This window comes from Caballeronia arationis (assembly GCF_001544975.2).
GTDB lineage: Bacteria > Pseudomonadota > Gammaproteobacteria > Burkholderiales > Burkholderiaceae > Caballeronia > Caballeronia arationis.
Window position 1 is genome coordinate 1 of the sequence record NZ_FCOG02000138.1, and the last position, 14,765, is coordinate 14,765.

Sequence of the window (14,765 nt, forward strand, 5' to 3'; positions counted from 1 at the left end):
GCTGAACAACATCAGCAAGAACTGGACGATGCCAATCCGCGATTGGAAGGCAGCTTTGAACCGCTTTACTATCCAGTACGAGGACAGGCTGATGCCCCGTTAAACCACAACCTGTTTACACAAAATTCGGGACACCCCCGCTCCATTCGCTGCGCTCACCGAGCCAGTCGTCCCGGACTCCGTTATGGCTGCCATTGCAAGGCCGAATGCGTCGCGCCTGCGGCATCGCAGGCGCCGTTTGGACCGAAGTCCCATGCGGGTCCAAACGAAGCAGGATTGCTCACCTGTGCCGAAGTCAAGCCATTGGCTGCGGGCATGAGCAGTGCCACTGCCGACGCCTTTGTCTTGGCCTGTCGCCGCCAGGTCTCAGAACACGTGCAATCAGGAAGGCAGGCGGCGTCGATATGGCTGCGCTTTCCGTGCGAGTGAAGAACAGAGTGGTCACGCTGGCCGGATCAGTTCCATCTGCGGTGGAGGCGACGTGACGGTTTCCACCGGGTCCAGACCGATGGGTCGGTTTGTCTTGTTCCCACAATAAGAACTCTGCAGCGAGAGGGAGGCCCAGCAGCAGAGCTCAATGGAAAGGGGGACTACCATGCAGCGCCTCCCGTCATCAGGCAAAGGGTGTGCATGAGTCCGTCTCAATGGCAAAGTCTATTTCACATGAATGATGACCGAGCCCTCCATTACCTTCGGCGCGGCCGCACCGGTGTTTGCCGCATTCTTCGCAATCCAGTCCTTTGCCTTTTGAAGGCTCTCATCGACTCCCGCCTTGTCGTTGCATACCGTCACTGAAAAACCGCCATCGCCGCTGCGGGTCAGCGTGTAGCCCACGAAACCTTTGACTGAGCGCAGTAGCTCTTCGACGTCTGTGGCGCGCTCCTCCAGCACATCAAATAACTCTTTGGCACCGCTTCCGGAATATGCTCTTAAAACCGCTTGCATGATTGTCTCCTGTTGTTTGATTGATCAGCGTAGTGAACGTCCCGCACGAACAGTGTGAACGACCCGTGGTGGAGTGTTCCACCTTAAAGCGCGTCGATACTAGGGGGAGATGGAGGAATTGGAAGTACCGCAGACGCGGTTCCGGCGGGTGCCTTCAAGTGTAGTCGGTATTCGGGGCGCCGTAGCAAAGATCGCAGGCTATGCGAAGCGCGATTCTCAGACTAATCGCCGAGCTCAACGACATGCAACGCGCCAGTGCCGACGGCTCGCGCCACGCCTTTTTTGTGTAAGCGTGCGGTGCAAAAGAGAACAATAGAGAAGCGCTAAGTGTGGCTCGATCGCGAGTGATCGATCGTTGAATCCGCCGATAGCTTTAGGACGTTCGCCATCAAACGCGCAGCGTCTCATTAGGGTCGCGTGCTCCCGATTGCCGACAGGCAGAGGGCGGCCATTATGCGACGTTCACTCGCACGGTTGCGAGGCCAGTCGAACGGCGCCTCCACTTCGACAACGGCCATATGCACGCGCAATCCTACAGTCGGCGGATCGGCTGGCAATAAGCCATTCGTACTTCTCCCACACCGACCGGTCACCAGCGTCCGTTCCAATTTAGGTTTGCTGCCTGAAGGCTCCGTCTATCCGTCGCAAGAAGGCACGTCGCGGCGACCTCGCGCACAAGCGCGTACACCTGGCCCAACAACGCCCCCTTCAAATCTATCAATCGATAGCATGCTGGGCCACGACCCTCTCCGCCGCCTGAAAGAGCCTGCCCCGCACGACGCCGATCGCCTGCTTCAGAGCGTATACATCCTCGAGATAACGTTGCGGAATCCGGATCTTGTTGGCATGAGCTTCAATGTTCTCGATCTCGTCACGCCACTGCGCGATCTGGTCCAGAGTTGGTTGGCTGTTCTTCCATATTTCGTCTTCGAGCGCCTTGATCTCGCGATACCAGACTACCAGCCGGTGTTTCATTCGGGCCTCAGCCATGCGCGGCAATGCCTGCAGCAAACCAAGCAGCAAGGCCATGAAGGGAAGCAGGATCAGCAGGCGTCGTTCGACGAAGCTCGCAAGCCAGAATGGAAGGTAGCGCTGCAGGAACGGAGGGCCGGATTTAAAGTAGCGCGCGCTTACGTCGGAAACTGGAAATTCGTGGGTCCTGACGTTAGGGAACGCACCTAGCGGGGTGAAGTAATCCTCGCGGCCATGCACCTTCTCGGCTGCGTCGAGCAGCAGGTACACGAGGGCCGGGTGCAGGGTGTCTTTAGAGACCAGCAAGGCCGTGGCGGCCAGCAGGGTCACGTCGCTCTGAGGACGATCGTCGGCAATGCTGGTCGATCCACGTGGCAAAACGATCTTGGCGAGTGACGGGAATTTTTGCGTAAGGGCATCGGCTTGCGCGAAGCTCATCAGTTTCAGATCGCTGTTCAGTAGAGTTTGCTGCATGGCGGCATCGGGTCTGCCGATGAAGAATGCCGCATCAAGAGCGCCACTTTCGAGGGCTCGGTATGCGTCGAGCGCTTCCATTTGCAGGAGCGTTGTGTTCTGAGCGGTGATGCCGCTGTAGTTGAGCAGCACCGTCGACACATTGAGCAGGCCGCTGCCGAGAACGCCGATGGAAATCCTCTTGCCGCGTAACTTTGCCAGCCGGTTGACCGTGGCATCGCCTCGATAGAACACCCAGATTGGCTCGTACGACACCGCGCCGATCGTCTGAAGACCGTCTGATTCTTTTGGGCTAGTGGTACCTGACTGTATGAAGCCTGCTTCGTATTCACTTTCCGGATCTTTCAGCCGCTGGTAATTTTCGATCGAACCGGCAGACGTGCGGATGTCGAGCTTGATGCCTGAACGCTTCAGGATGGGGGCATAGCGATCCGCAAAACTGCGGTAGATGCCGTTGTCCGCGCCAGTCGTGATGACGATCGTGCGCTGGATGGCGGGCTTGATGATGACCGCTAGCGACCAGCTGAGGACGGTGAGCAGCAATACGACGCCGACCATGAGTAGCCTCCGCCGCCACGGCGGCATGGGCGCTTTCCGGCTGCGATGAAGCGGATGGATCTGCCTGGGCATGCAATCGATTGTGTCGTGTTCCTGGCCCTAAGACAACAGAGTATCCTCGCGAAACGCGTCGTCCTCCACGGTCGACACATGGACGGCGGACAGGTCGCCGGCTCGCAGCGAACGGCCAGTTTGATTGCGTCGCGCCGCGGTCTTGACGCGCCGCTTGGCTTTCGTGGAATGACCGATGGTGAATCCGTTGTCGACCAGCTGCCGGTACTGTTCATAGCCGCAGGATCCGGCCTCGTCGATCAGGTAGATGCGCCTCGATTTCCCCTGTAGCCGTTTATAAACTTGGTCCACGTCATCTTGCATGGCGCCGATTTTGCGCCACACCGTCACGTCGCCTACGTCAAGCCGATCCCGCCCACCGCCGAATTCGCCGCGTTACGGCTCGGGAGAGCCTTCGTGCCGTAGCCCGCACACCTTCGTTCACTTGAAGGAGGGAAGCGCGGCCCGTCGCATGGGCGCAGCTAGTTGCCCAGCTGGGAGAGCGCTTCGCGCATTGGCCCCAGCGAGACACTGATCACGCCATTGAGCGGCGTATCCATTTCCAGGATCAGGAGGATCGCCCCGGAAGCCGAGAGCGCGCACAGGAAAAAGGCGACCACGATCGTCCGGTTTCGCGGCGCAAGCAGTCCGAATGCGCCAAAGATAATGGCAAGCCACGAGACCAGCACGACCAGCAGCGGCATGGCAATGGAGCCTTGTCTTTCCAGCAGCGCCCGCAAGCGGGCCTCGTAGATTTCATCGGAGATCTGGAGGGCGCGCGCCTGGATCTCGTTTTGCGCGGGGGTGGCGGGCGAGAGGTCCGCCAACTTGCGCCGGAATTCCTCCATCCGGGAGCTGATTTCCGGGTTGTCCAGCCGCGCCGAGCGGAAGGCGTCGCTGGACGCCAGTAGATCGACCCACCACGCATAGTCGCGTTTGAGGGTGCCACGGAGTTCCTGTGTCGGCGGTCCGTACTCGGACAGTAGGCGGTCAAGGCGAACAATGCTGGCTGCATTGTGCACAAGTTCGCCCTTAACCGTGTCGAACGTGCCTTTGGCCGATGAGATCAGCAGCCCGAGCACCAGGGCTGCAATGGTCGCGATCAGACCGGTTGCGAGCTTGATGGCGCTGGTCGAGTCCTCGCTGAGGTGGTGCTCCGGCAACCTGCCGCGCAGGTAAAGGCCAAGCAGGGCGCTGCAGAATATGCACAGGAACGCGATCAAGGCGATGACGACGTGGGTCACGTTTTCATCCTTCACTTAAACATCCGTTCCGCCACGGGACCGCTTCTGGTGTTGCGAGCCATTCCCGCGCTCGGCCGTCGCACGATGCAGGCTGGTTTCCCAAGCATTGTAGGCTAGGGCGCACCACTTCCAGCGGTTGCGCCGTTGCGGCATGGGACTTGAGGTCAGGCGATCGGACGCGCGAGCGTTCGTCTGAGGGAATGTCCAGGCAATCAATGATACAGAGCAACGTCGCACGAGCAAGGAACTGCTGAGTCTCGCTGACTCAGGCCATAGCGACTGACGCGACTGCACAAACGACCGTTACACCTTGCCTACGGCCGGTTGCGTCAGGGCACAGTCAATCGGCCGTGGATGGACCGCCGTCCGCCGAAGTCGACAGGCCGTTACTCTCCCCTAGAACTGCCACCTGATTGGCATGAAAATTGTATTTGCTGCTTTGCACAAATGCGCCATACTGCTCATCTACAGAGCGAGGCGCAGTACATGAAGCGCTCGGACGGCAGCATGGGTGGAGACGGCTGCGGCCGCTGCCGCTCGTCGATGGCGAGCCGCGTAGGCAGTGTGCCCGAAGACGCGATGAACCATCGTCGCTGAACCCCGGAGGCGGACGACATGCTGACTTCAGCCGAATTGCAAAGCACGTTGCAAATCGAGTACGAACTGCAGCTCGAAGCGATGGACGAGCAAGCGTTGCGTGCGCTGCTCGCGGATCCGATCGCGCTGAACCGACTGACGCCGGCACATATGAGCTTTTCGGAGGGGCGCCGGATAGCGGAAGCCACGCTGGAACAACTGCTCGCGCGCAGGTCGCCGGGCGGCGAACCAGTTAATCCGCAAAAGGCCGAGTCCCTGTGGGCGCAGTGGTTCAAGCCGTTCTGGATGCCGCTCTTTGGGGCACGCAAGGGCGGTGCGGACGCTCGACCGACCCAATCAACGGACTAACGGGCCCCGTTGCCGTTCGTTCGATCCGTTCTCGGGCGCCGCGGAGCGATAGCGTACAAGATAATCGATGCCCGATTCGGATTGCCACACCTCGGCAGGTCGCCCCATCATCGGTCGCGCGTCCGTGAGCGTGTGGCAACGGGAGCATGTCGAAGTACACGAGCGCGTTCGCGGTCCAAACGCTGAGCCAGACGAAGTGGTGGTCATCGACGAATATCGCGTACGGACGCGGGTGGTTGCCAGGCAACGGCCATTCGCACCATTGGTTGCTCGATGATCGAACATGGCGACTTTCCTGCCGTCCATTCGCTGATCCATACGCGAGCACCTGTTGTAGTGATTATCTTGCATTGAACAGGCGCGCTATGCCGCCTTCGATGTGGTCTCGCATCGCGTTTCGCGCGCGGTCCGTGTCGCCCTCGTCAATTGCCTTAACGATCTGTGCATGTTCGTCGAGGACAGCCTGACGACGCGGCGCGACCGGGGTCGTGCCGGAGAGATCCCGGACGAGACGAATGCTAAAGCTCATCTGCTCCAAAAGAGCGCCCAGCGTGTGCGCAAAAAAACGATTGCCGGTCGCCTGCGCTACCGCCATGTGAAAGGCGATGTCCTGGTCGATGCCGGATTCTCCACGCGAAAACGCTTCTCCCACTCTCGCATGGCATTTTCTGAGTTTTGAAATGGCGAGTCGGTCGCCGACCTGTGCGGCGCATGCCGCACTTTCGCCCTCGAGGCTGCGGCGGAATTCCAAAAAGCTTCTCACGTCGGGAATGCTTCCCAGGTTCGCATACGACAGGATCTGCGAAGAGGCCTCCCTCGCACTCACGTAGTGGCCCGAGCCCTTGCGCGAATAGATCTTGCCTTCGGCGCGCAACCGCGCGAGCGCCTGACGAAGCATGGGACGAGAAACGCCGAAGCGCTCAGCCATAGTCTGCTCACCTGGCAGGCGTGTCCCCGCCTGTAAATCTCCACTCCCGATCAGGGCAAGCAGTTGATCGTAGGCGTATTCGTCCCGCGTATGCACGGAAATTTCAGACGAGGCGCGAAGCGAGTACATGGCATTTCCGCAAGATAAGAACCTGTCTGACAGACTAGCAGATTAAATTGACAGCATAAAGGTGGGGCCGACAGAATCGGTTCATCGTCAAGCGAACGGAAATTCTTCACCATGCCAAAGATCACCAACATACGGACCATTCGTCTGCCCGCGCGGCCGAAACTTATTTGGGTGGAAATCGAGACTGAAGACGGACTCATTGGCCTCGGTGAGACCTTCCGCGGTGCGCAGGCCGTTGAGGCCATGCTGCACGAGCTAGTTGCGCCAGCGATATTGGGCCGCTCCGCTGAGCATGTCACCGCGATCACGCATGAACTGATGGGCTCTTACGTCGGGTTTAACAGCAGCAGCGCAGAAGTGCGCGCAACGAGCGCGGTTGATATTGCGCTGTGGGATCTGGCGGGCAAACGCGCAGGCGTGCCTGTGCATGTGGCGCTCGGCGGTGCCATGCGCGAACAAATTCCCGTCTACAACACGTGTGCCGGATACGACTTCAATACCGCCCAGGGCGCACGCCGCATCATTGATGCGGACGGGCGAAGCGCGGGGCCGTACGACGACCAGTTCGCGTTCATGCGGGATGCTGGCGCGCTTGCCGAAAGTCTTCTGGCCGAAGACTACCGAGCCATGAAGATTTGGCCGTTCGACGACTTCGCGATGAAGAGTCCCGATCACATTAGCCTGGTCGACTTGAATACCGGGCTCGAGCCGTTTCGAAAAATCAGAAAAGCGGTCGGAGATCGGATCGAGATTATGTGCGAGCTCCACAGCCTCTGGAGTTCGCGGGCCGCAGCGAGAATCTGCGATGCGCTCGCGGAATTCAATGTGCTTTGGGTCGAGGATCCCATCGCCAAGATGGACAACTTCAGCGCCGTGGCCGACCTCCGCCGGCAGACGCGGGCCCCGATCTGCGGCGGCGAAAACCTCGCGGGAGTGAAAAGCTTTCGCGACATCCTGGCCGCGGACGCGCTCGATGTCGTGATGCTAGACCTGACCTGGTGCGGAGGGCTGAGCGAGGGGCGCAAGATCGCCGCACTGGCCGAGGCTTATGCCAAACCACTTGCTCCGCACGACTGCACGGGTCCCGTTGCGCTGATGGCCGGCCTGCACCTTTCTCTTCACGCCCCCACCGCGATTTTTCAGGAGGTTGTACGGGCATCACTGGCGAGCTGGTATCCCGAGATCGTGGACCGCCTTCCGGTCATTCGAGACGGTGTTGCGCTGGCGCCCAAGGACCCGGGTCTCGGCACAGCGCTATTGCCTGACGTTCGTGAGACCAAAGGCGCGGTTATTCGCGAAAGCCGACTATCCCGGTAGTTCGACACGGCAAAGCCCCTGCACCTGCACGGCGTGCACACGCACCCGGACCTGCGCGAAAAGAGCGGCTGCCCCCAGTTATCACGCTTTTATATTGGAGACAGAAAGTGCTAACACGTACCGCAATGATTATTGGCGTCACGGCGCTGTATTTCGCGCTGGTCGCATTCATGGGCTATAGCGTTCGCCGGCATGCATCCAGCAGCGCGGGCTTCACCGAGGGCGGTAAATCCTTTGCTCCGTGGCTCATTGCGGCACTGATGCTATCGGAGTTCATCGGAAGCTCGGTCAGCATCGGGACGGCGCAGAAGGGCTTCGAGGATGGGATCTCCGCCGGATGGAATCTTGTTGCTTTAGCGATGGGGTTCTTGCTGCTGGGCCTGCTGCTCGTTGGCAAATATCGTCGCACGAAGTTGAACACGATTTCCGCCATTCTCGAGCAGACGTATGGTAAAGGCGTACGGTATGCCGCGTCCGTCCTGACGATCTTTTCGCTGAATGTCGTCGCGGTCGCGCTTTATGCAAGCGGCGGCGCGGTTCTCGGCGCGGTCATGCACATCGACCGCGGCATTGCTACCGTGATTGTCGGTCTCGTCGCCATCTTCTTCGTGACGGTCGGGGGCTTTCGCTCGGTGATCTACACGAACACGCTGAACGCGATCATCAAATATCTGGGCATCGTGCTGGCACTTGCGTTTGCGCTCTCGCAGTCCGGAGGGTACGACCACCTGCGCAGCGCGCTTCCCGCGCGCATGTTCGACCTGACCGGTGTAGGACTCTCACAGATTATCGCCTGGATGATCGCCGGGATTGGCTCCATATTTGCGACCCAGTATGTCATCCAGGGCATTGTCACCACCCCGGACGACAAAGGCGCCCGGCGTGCGTGTTACTACGTCGCCGCGCTGATGATCCCTTTTGGCATCATCGTCGCGTTGATTGGTGTGTGCAGCGCACTGCTGTATCCGGGGATCAAGTCGATCGAAGCTTTCCCGGTGCTCATTGCTCACATGCCTCCATTTGCCGCGAGTATCGTCGTCATCGGTCTGGCCGGAGCGCTATTCGGAGGTATATCGGCGAGCACCATCGCATCGGGCACGTTACTGTTGCGCGACTTTTATGAACCGCATTTCAAAGGACAGGGTGACGACCGGTCTTCTCTGCGCTTCATTCGCATAAGCACGGTTGTCATTGGATTGATTCCGCTGGTGCTGGCGCTCTTTGCGAGCAAGATCCTGCTCATCGCATTTCTCGGCAAGTCGCTCCGAGCCACGCTCGCCGTGATGATCCTTCTGTGCTTCTACGCGCCTCGCTTCGGTACGCCCAGAGGCGCCATGACGGGCATTGTCCTGTCGATTGCCGCGACGATCTCGTGGTTCGTTGCGGGCAATCCGTACGGCGTCGATAGCTCGTATTTCGCACTAGGCGTGCCGTTGGCCGTGATGACGATTAGCCATCTTTGGAAGGTCCTGCATCGTGGACATCAATCGGCCGCCGCGGAACGTACGTGACCTGGTGCTTTACAACTAAACCTCGTGATTATCTTAATGGCAAACACCGCAGCCGAACCCCGCAATCGCCCAATCCATGTGCTGATCGCGGGTCTCTTGCATCCCGGTCTCATGCAGCGCCTCGAAGGCACCTATGCGACTTCCAGACTATGGGAGCAATCGGACAGCAGGGCATTCCTGGCCGAACATGGAGCGCGCTTCGAAGTCCTCGCAACGAGCGGCGCGATCGGCGCAGACAAGATGTTGATCGAATCGCTTCCGAATCTTGAACTGATCGCAAGCGTCGGCGTAGGCGTTGACCCGATTGATCTGAAAACGGCGAGAAACCGTGGCGTCGCCGTGACGAACACGCCGAACGTGCTCAATGGGTGCGTTGCAGATGCTGCGCTAGGCCTACTTTTAGGTGTCGCCCGGCGCATCGCGGAGGCTGACCGCTTCGTACGCGCGGGAGATTGGGCTACCGAGAAGTTTCCGCTCGGTACGAAAGTCGGTGGCAAGCTCTGTGGGATCATCGGCATGGGCGGGATCGGGCGCGAGATTGCGAGCCGGGTCGTCGCGTGCGGCATGCGTGTCGCCTATCACGGACCCACCCCAAAGAGCGATCTACCTTATGAGTATTACGGTTCGATCATCGACTTGGCGCGAGCGGCAGATGTCCTAGTGCTCTCGCTACCGGGAGGAGGCAAGACACGACACATCGTTGATCCGCGTGTGCTGGAAGCCTTGGGGCCGCACGGCATTCTCATCAATGTGGCCCGCGGATCAGTAGTAGACGAGGATGCACTTGTCAGTGCTCTGGCGAACGGTGAAATTGCAGGAGCCGGGCTGGATGTGTTCGAGAATGAGCCGCATGTACCCCCATCGCTGATTGCACTCAAGAACGTCCTGCTTACACCACACATCGGCAGCGGAACCAAGGAAACGCGGGAGGCAATGGCGCATCTTGTTCTTGACAACATTGGTGCTCTGGCTCGGGGATTGCCGCTGATATCACCGGTATAGGCGTCTACAGCGTGCTTGGAATCGCTCGACGAACCGGTGCGCGGATCGGAGAGCATGACGAGCGGCGTTGTCAGCAGGAAGCGGCGCGGCGAGCGCAGGTGGGAAACCTGTGTCATCGGGTCCGCACACTGGAACAGATCGCAGCAGAATGGGCCATTTGACCGAAACGAAGCCCGGGACGGTGCGAACGTAGTCCTCAGTCGGACGCTTGACGCTCCAGAGCAGCCGAAGCGAGGATTCTGTCCGGGCAGGACGTTCGGTCCGCTGCATGCCCTTCGGTACGATCTGCGCGGTCCCAAAATGACACGCAAGCGCGCCGATGACGACCTTCACCGGCAGCACGAGGACGGCGAATGGTCGTAACCGGCCCGATCCCGATCTGTGGCAGACCCGGACCGGCCAAGAGAAGACGTTCATGCGGCGCGCTGGCTTGAATATGAAGGGGCGGCTCTGCATTCACCAACGGTCATTCATTCACGCCTGAAAATATTGCTTCGCAGCGGTGCAGATCCGAAGCGAGCGCTCGTTCAATGAGCGCTCGCTGGCAGTGCGGACCTACTGGCAGGTCAGGCTACCGTTCGTTACTGAGCAGGACTGGTTTGCGCCTGCCTTGTACGACGACAGCCCAAGCCATTGGAAAGTGTCGCTTACACCGGCGGGGACGTCCGCGCGGTTATACGACGATGCCGAGTTCACATCGCCCCCGTTATAGGCAACTGTCGAGGGATACGGGAACACCGGTCGGCTCTTGAGCACCGTTGAGTCGGTCGAGCTTGCAACGAAGTTGACGTTGACTTGTCCAGGCGTTGTGCCGTTCTCAACCCAGCTCAACATCTGCGTGAGAAAATCCTCCTTCGTCGTGTTCGGACCACTGTTGCAGTGATATACGCCGGGGATCATGTACAGCGTCATGAACTTCGAGGCAGCGTCCGCGCCCATGGTGTTGCGCACTTGCGTCCAATAGTTCAGCGACATATACGGCGAAGCACCCGTGTCAGACCAGCCGTGCCAGACAATCAGCTTGCCGCCACGAGCTGCGAACTTACTGAGATCGGTGTTCGTCGGGTCCCAAACGCGGCCGTATTGCATCAACTGAGTGAAGCCGGTCGTCGTGAATTGCAGGTTGGTGTAAGTGATGCCTGTCGGGGTTCCGAGCAAGGCCATGTAGTTGGGAAAGTCGCTCGACCACACCGCATCGCCCACGTTGGCCGGGATCATCAGGGAACCGAGGGTCTTCGGCACCATCGTTCCAGGCCAGTTAGCTTCACCACCGATCGGCATGTCTCCAGCGCTAAGGTGATTTCCGTTCTCGTCGACCGGGCCGTTCCAGATCTTCTGTACGACATCGATCTGAGCCGCCGTCAAACACTGAGCTGTGTCTGTACCGCTGGCGCATTGGATCTTGGTCAGATCGGGTTTGCAGACCCGCGGGTCTTGAATGAGGCCGCCCTTGTCTGCGCAAGTGGCCTGAACCAAGTTCACAAGTGCCGGAATCTTGTCCACCGTGAGGATTGGGGCATTATTCGGACCGGTATTCACACGAACATTCCAGCCGTGATAGAACGAGTTGGTCGGTACTTCGTCGATGACCGGCGCACCGACCACGATGCCGTCATAGTCCTCAGGGTAACGTTGTGCTTCGTGCAGGCCTTCACGACCTCCATCCGAGCAACCTTGGTAATACGATTTCGTAGGCGTCTTTCCGTAGAACGTCTGCGCGATAGCCTTGCTGACCAGCGTTGTCTTGTGCATGGAGGCGTAGGCGAAGTCGATGGCTGCTGTCGGATTACCATTCGCCCAAGCACCGCTAGACAATGACGCTTGGTGTCCAAGGTCGCTCGCGGCGGTGACCATCTGGTTGGAATTGAGCGGCACGCAGCCCGAGCTCTGGCTCGCGACGCCGCTCGGGGCTGAGATGAAACCGCAGTAGCCGCCGCAGCCCACCATCAGGAACCGTTGCGTGTAAGTCTGCATTGGCAAACGCACTTCGAAGTTCGTTGTCGTAGTGACAGTTCCCTTGACGTCACAGTACGAAGCGTCTCCGCTGCCAACGACGGTTGCGCTGGTGATTGACGCCGGAGCGCCTTCAATACTCGAGAGATTCGCTTTCGCGAGATCAGCGCATGCCATCACCGGTTTGGCGACTGCGAAAGCATTCTGCGGTGCTGATGTGTTGTTATCGCTGTCATGGCCGCCGCAGGCGGAAACAACAGTACCGAGCGCGACGATAGTCAAGACGCCCAGCGCACGCGTCCGATTCGTTCGGCAGAGTTCTCTTGTCGATTGAATCGAAAGCAGTAACTTCCGAATTAAATCTTCTAAAATGTTCATTTCGCATTCCTACAGGTTGACTTGCGAATTAGTCGAGAGACATGAGCGCACCCTTAGGTGGCGTTAGCCCGATCCGAACGATAAGGAAGCTTTGTTGCGTTGCAGACCGACAGGGGCAAGCAGTCTCATGAGTCCGTGCTGAAGAAGCACGTGGTGACGCGGCGCTACTTAGGCTGACTTTGTCGAACCATGTCTCCCTCCAATGTAGTTATCGCCGAAGCAGATGCTCTTATTGTTCTCTTCCGACTCAGGCTTGAGATTAAGGTAAGGCGCTCCGTCACATCTATATCGAAGGAATGTTTTTGTGCGATTATCGAACAGTGACGTTCAATAATCGCGCACTTTCCGGGTATACCTGGATTAGGGACGTCGTTGCCAGAGGCGGAGGATGGTGTTGCGAATGGCTGTGTCGTGGTTCGCGGCCATCGTCGGCGACGCCAAATAATCGATGTTGACCCCTCTAGTCGGAAACCGGTACGGCTGACCTACAATATAAGTATGGTCGCTACCTAATAAGGAGGCTGCCATGACTCAGTCTATGATCTACTTCGTAGTCGGCTTGGCGGTATTGTTGGTCGCCGGGTTCATGGTGGCGCAACGGTACAGGCGCGATCATCCCGCGGAGGGGATAGCTCAGTGGCTTGACTCGCACCATATGAGTTGGTTGCACCGGCACAAACATTGATGCCGCGTTGCGAAAATAAAGGCCCGGATTCCAGCGGGGCTTCATGCGATATTTGGGAACTCGCAATCATTGGCAGTGGTTCTCCCAGTGGCGATCGTGACGATGAAAGACTTCAACCAGCCCGACATTCCCCTGATAGGGCGCGTTGAGATAGCGGCCTGGGCGCAGGCTTTGCCTTCCTCGGTGGCACTCTCGCTCGCCTTGTTGATCTTCACGCTGGGACAGCCGTCCATCCTTGCCGCTGAGGAGCGCACCATGAGCCTGACGCTAACGTCGCAAGCCTTTCAACAGAACGGCGAGATTCCCGCGCGGTACACCTGTCAGGGCGGCGATGTATCGCCGCCGCTCCAGTGGTCCGGAGTGCCCGCGAACACAAAAAGTCTGGCGCTGATCGTCGATGACCCTGACGCGCCGGACCCGGCCGCGCCGAAAATAACCTGGGTACATTGGGTGCTCTACAACATTCCGCCGACAACAACCGGGCTGCCCGATGGCGCTGCTGCGCAGGCATTGCCAAGCGGTGCGCTCGAAGGCATCAATGACTTCAAACGTGCCGCTTATGGCGGCCCGTGCCCGCCCGTGGGACGACACCGCTATTTCCATAAGTTGTATGCGCTCGACACTGTGCTGCCCGATTTGAAAGTGCCCACCAAGGCGGCGCTTGAAAAGGCCATGCAAGGGCACGTACTAACGCACGCGGCACTAGTCGGCACGTATCAGAAGCGATGAACGTCGCGTCGTTGCATGAGTCGGGATTGACGACAAAGGAAATTCCCTGGTGCCGACTTTATTCACGCGCGTCAGACAGAAGGCGGTCGTTTTTTGCGAGATCGACGTTCATGTGAAGATTGTCGGCAATCGGAACCTCGTAGCGTGTGCGTGTCGGGTCTGTGAAAAGGTCCGCCTAACTGCTGCCTCGCCATGCGCAACGCGACACGTCGCGCTATCGAGCGGGCAAGTTCCCTTGCGTCGAGCCTGCGCTCTGGTCGCGCGTGGCTTTGGAGCCTGCTGAGTGAGCGATGGCTTCGTGGGAGAGCTCGGGGCTTAGCTGCGGGAATGTGGTCCAGCGTTCGCTTCCAATACACGGCTCTGTTTTCCGCAGAAGCGTCCGCGCCTACTGCCTGGGTCGACTTTCCTTGCCGTGCCGTCGCGTTTGGGACTTGCTGATACGGATTCGTCGCGCTTGTTCTATCGCACGCGGCGATTGCAACGGCGTATCGTCGCAGAAGGGCTAGATCGACCGAGCATGTGGAAGCCTATTGTCGCGCTGGGAATCCTGCGGGAATTTCGTTAGCAAAGCGCTCCAGTGGAGCCTATCTGAACGGCCGCTTTTCTCGCGGGCGGTCGCATTCGGGTCGATCAGAGACCGTAGCTATCCGTTAGGTCCCGGCCACATTGCGAACCGCGGCTCCCGGGCCAGGAGCCGCCCTCGGCGGGTTGACAAATCTACACTTCCGGGCGTCCTGAGATCTTCGGAAACGAGATATTTGCGCCGATTCCCACGTCGCGGGCAAATCCGCCCCCGAGCTGCGACCAGCGGATCGCCGAAGCGACACACACGCCCGACACGGCAGGTGACGTAGGCCGCTCTTCGGTTGGTCTTTACCCACATCTTTGGCGGGTTGACTTGTAAACTGCGACGCGTGATGTTAACTTCCGCCCATACGACATTT

General features: G+C 59.1%; 12 protein-coding genes. 6 read left to right on the plus strand and 6 right to left on the minus strand.

Annotated features, from left to right (window positions below; genetic code table 11):
- Window positions 1–429 (plus strand): hypothetical protein (locus AWB81_RS47420; RefSeq protein ID WP_235026074.1); only part of this gene is annotated, 429 nt, incomplete at its 5' end.
- A 225-nt stretch (window positions 430–654) separates the two neighbouring features.
- On the opposite strand, the gene AWB81_RS35290 is transcribed toward AWB81_RS47420, so the two are convergent.
- From AWB81_RS35290 to AWB81_RS35305, 4 genes are all read right to left on the minus strand, one after another.
- Complete coding sequence (locus tag AWB81_RS35290; protein ID WP_062642301.1) at window positions 655–945, minus strand: hypothetical protein; 291 nt, start codon at window positions 943–945, stop codon at window positions 655–657.
- Between the two features lie 717 nt (window positions 946–1,662).
- The gene (locus tag AWB81_RS35295) at window positions 1,663–2,976 is read right to left on the minus strand and encodes a TAXI family TRAP transporter solute-binding subunit (protein ID WP_062642303.1); all 1,314 of its coding nucleotides are present in this window, start codon (window positions 2,974–2,976) and stop codon (window positions 1,663–1,665) included.
- A 72-nt stretch (window positions 2,977–3,048) separates the two neighbouring features.
- Window positions 3,049–3,345 carry a hypothetical protein gene (locus AWB81_RS35300; protein WP_062642305.1) on the minus strand — a complete coding sequence of 99 codons (297 nt, stop codon included), beginning with the start codon at window positions 3,343–3,345 and terminating at the stop codon, window positions 3,049–3,051.
- Window positions 3,346–3,482: 137 nt separating this feature from the next.
- On the minus strand, window positions 3,483–4,259 hold the full coding sequence (locus tag AWB81_RS35305) for a bestrophin-like domain (RefSeq protein ID WP_327373074.1): 777 nt from the start codon (window positions 4,257–4,259) through the stop codon (window positions 3,483–3,485).
- 600 nt (window positions 4,260–4,859) lie between these two features.
- Between AWB81_RS35305 and AWB81_RS35310 the strand changes: the two genes are divergently transcribed.
- Window positions 4,860–5,189 carry a hypothetical protein gene (locus AWB81_RS35310; protein ID WP_062642306.1) on the plus strand — a complete coding sequence of 110 codons (330 nt, stop codon included), beginning with the start codon at window positions 4,860–4,862 and terminating at the stop codon, window positions 5,187–5,189.
- Between the two features lie 340 nt (window positions 5,190–5,529).
- On the opposite strand, the gene AWB81_RS35315 is transcribed toward AWB81_RS35310, so the two are convergent.
- The gene (locus AWB81_RS35315; protein WP_087135407.1) at window positions 5,530–6,246 is read right to left on the minus strand and encodes a FadR/GntR family transcriptional regulator; all 717 of its coding nucleotides are present in this window, start codon (window positions 6,244–6,246) and stop codon (window positions 5,530–5,532) included.
- A 111-nt stretch (window positions 6,247–6,357) separates the two neighbouring features.
- On the opposite strand from AWB81_RS35315, the gene AWB81_RS35320 reads away from it, so the two are divergent.
- The 3 genes from AWB81_RS35320 (at window position 6,358) to AWB81_RS35330 (ending at window position 10,076) form a co-directional block, all read left to right on the plus strand.
- The gene (locus AWB81_RS35320; protein WP_062642308.1) at window positions 6,358–7,563 is read left to right on the plus strand and encodes a mandelate racemase/muconate lactonizing enzyme family protein; all 1,206 of its coding nucleotides are present in this window, start codon (window positions 6,358–6,360) and stop codon (window positions 7,561–7,563) included.
- A gap of 125 nt (window positions 7,564–7,688) precedes the next feature.
- Window positions 7,689–9,074: a sodium:solute symporter family protein gene (locus AWB81_RS35325; RefSeq protein WP_062642310.1), complete on the plus strand. Its 1,386-nt coding sequence runs from the start codon at window positions 7,689–7,691 to the stop codon at window positions 9,072–9,074.
- A gap of 36 nt (window positions 9,075–9,110) precedes the next feature.
- Complete coding sequence (locus AWB81_RS35330; RefSeq protein ID WP_062642316.1) at window positions 9,111–10,076, plus strand: 2-hydroxyacid dehydrogenase; 966 nt, start codon at window positions 9,111–9,113, stop codon at window positions 10,074–10,076.
- Window positions 10,077–10,631: 555 nt separating this feature from the next.
- Here the strand turns inward: AWB81_RS35330 and AWB81_RS35335 are convergent.
- Window positions 10,632–12,407, minus strand: coding sequence for a tannase/feruloyl esterase family alpha/beta hydrolase (locus tag AWB81_RS35335; RefSeq protein ID WP_062642312.1), 1,776 nt, complete (start codon window positions 12,405–12,407; stop codon window positions 10,632–10,634).
- A 940-nt stretch (window positions 12,408–13,347) separates the two neighbouring features.
- On the opposite strand from AWB81_RS35335, the gene AWB81_RS35340 reads away from it, so the two are divergent.
- On the plus strand, window positions 13,348–13,821 hold the full coding sequence (locus AWB81_RS35340; RefSeq protein ID WP_062642317.1) for a YbhB/YbcL family Raf kinase inhibitor-like protein: 474 nt from the start codon (window positions 13,348–13,350) through the stop codon (window positions 13,819–13,821).
- Window positions 13,822–14,765: the final 944 nt, after the last annotated feature.

What these genes read in the sequence shown, in the direction of transcription:
- AWB81_RS35310 (WP_062642306.1), top strand. Translation starts at nt 4,860, where the DNA reads ATGCTGACTTCAGCCGAATTGCAAAGCACGTTGCAAATCGAGTACGAA.
- AWB81_RS35340 (WP_062642317.1), top strand. Translation starts at nt 13,348, where the DNA reads ATGAGCCTGACGCTAACGTCGCAAGCCTTTCAACAGAACGGCGAGATT.
- AWB81_RS35315 (WP_087135407.1), bottom strand. Translation starts at nt 6,246, where the DNA reads ATGTACTCGCTTCGCGCCTCGTCTGAAATTTCCGTGCATACGCGGGAC.
- AWB81_RS35295 (WP_062642303.1), bottom strand. Translation starts at nt 2,976, where the DNA reads ATGCCGCCGTGGCGGCGGAGGCTACTCATGGTCGGCGTCGTATTGCTG.
- AWB81_RS35335 (WP_062642312.1), bottom strand. Translation starts at nt 12,407, where the DNA reads ATGAACATTTTAGAAGATTTAATTCGGAAGTTACTGCTTTCGATTCAA.
- AWB81_RS35325 (WP_062642310.1), top strand. Translation starts at nt 7,689, where the DNA reads ATGATTATTGGCGTCACGGCGCTGTATTTCGCGCTGGTCGCATTCATG.
- AWB81_RS35290 (WP_062642301.1), bottom strand. Translation starts at nt 945, where the DNA reads ATGCAAGCGGTTTTAAGAGCATATTCCGGAAGCGGTGCCAAAGAGTTA.
- AWB81_RS35320 (WP_062642308.1), top strand. Translation starts at nt 6,358, where the DNA reads ATGCCAAAGATCACCAACATACGGACCATTCGTCTGCCCGCGCGGCCG.
- AWB81_RS35330 (WP_062642316.1), top strand. Translation starts at nt 9,111, where the DNA reads ATGGCAAACACCGCAGCCGAACCCCGCAATCGCCCAATCCATGTGCTG.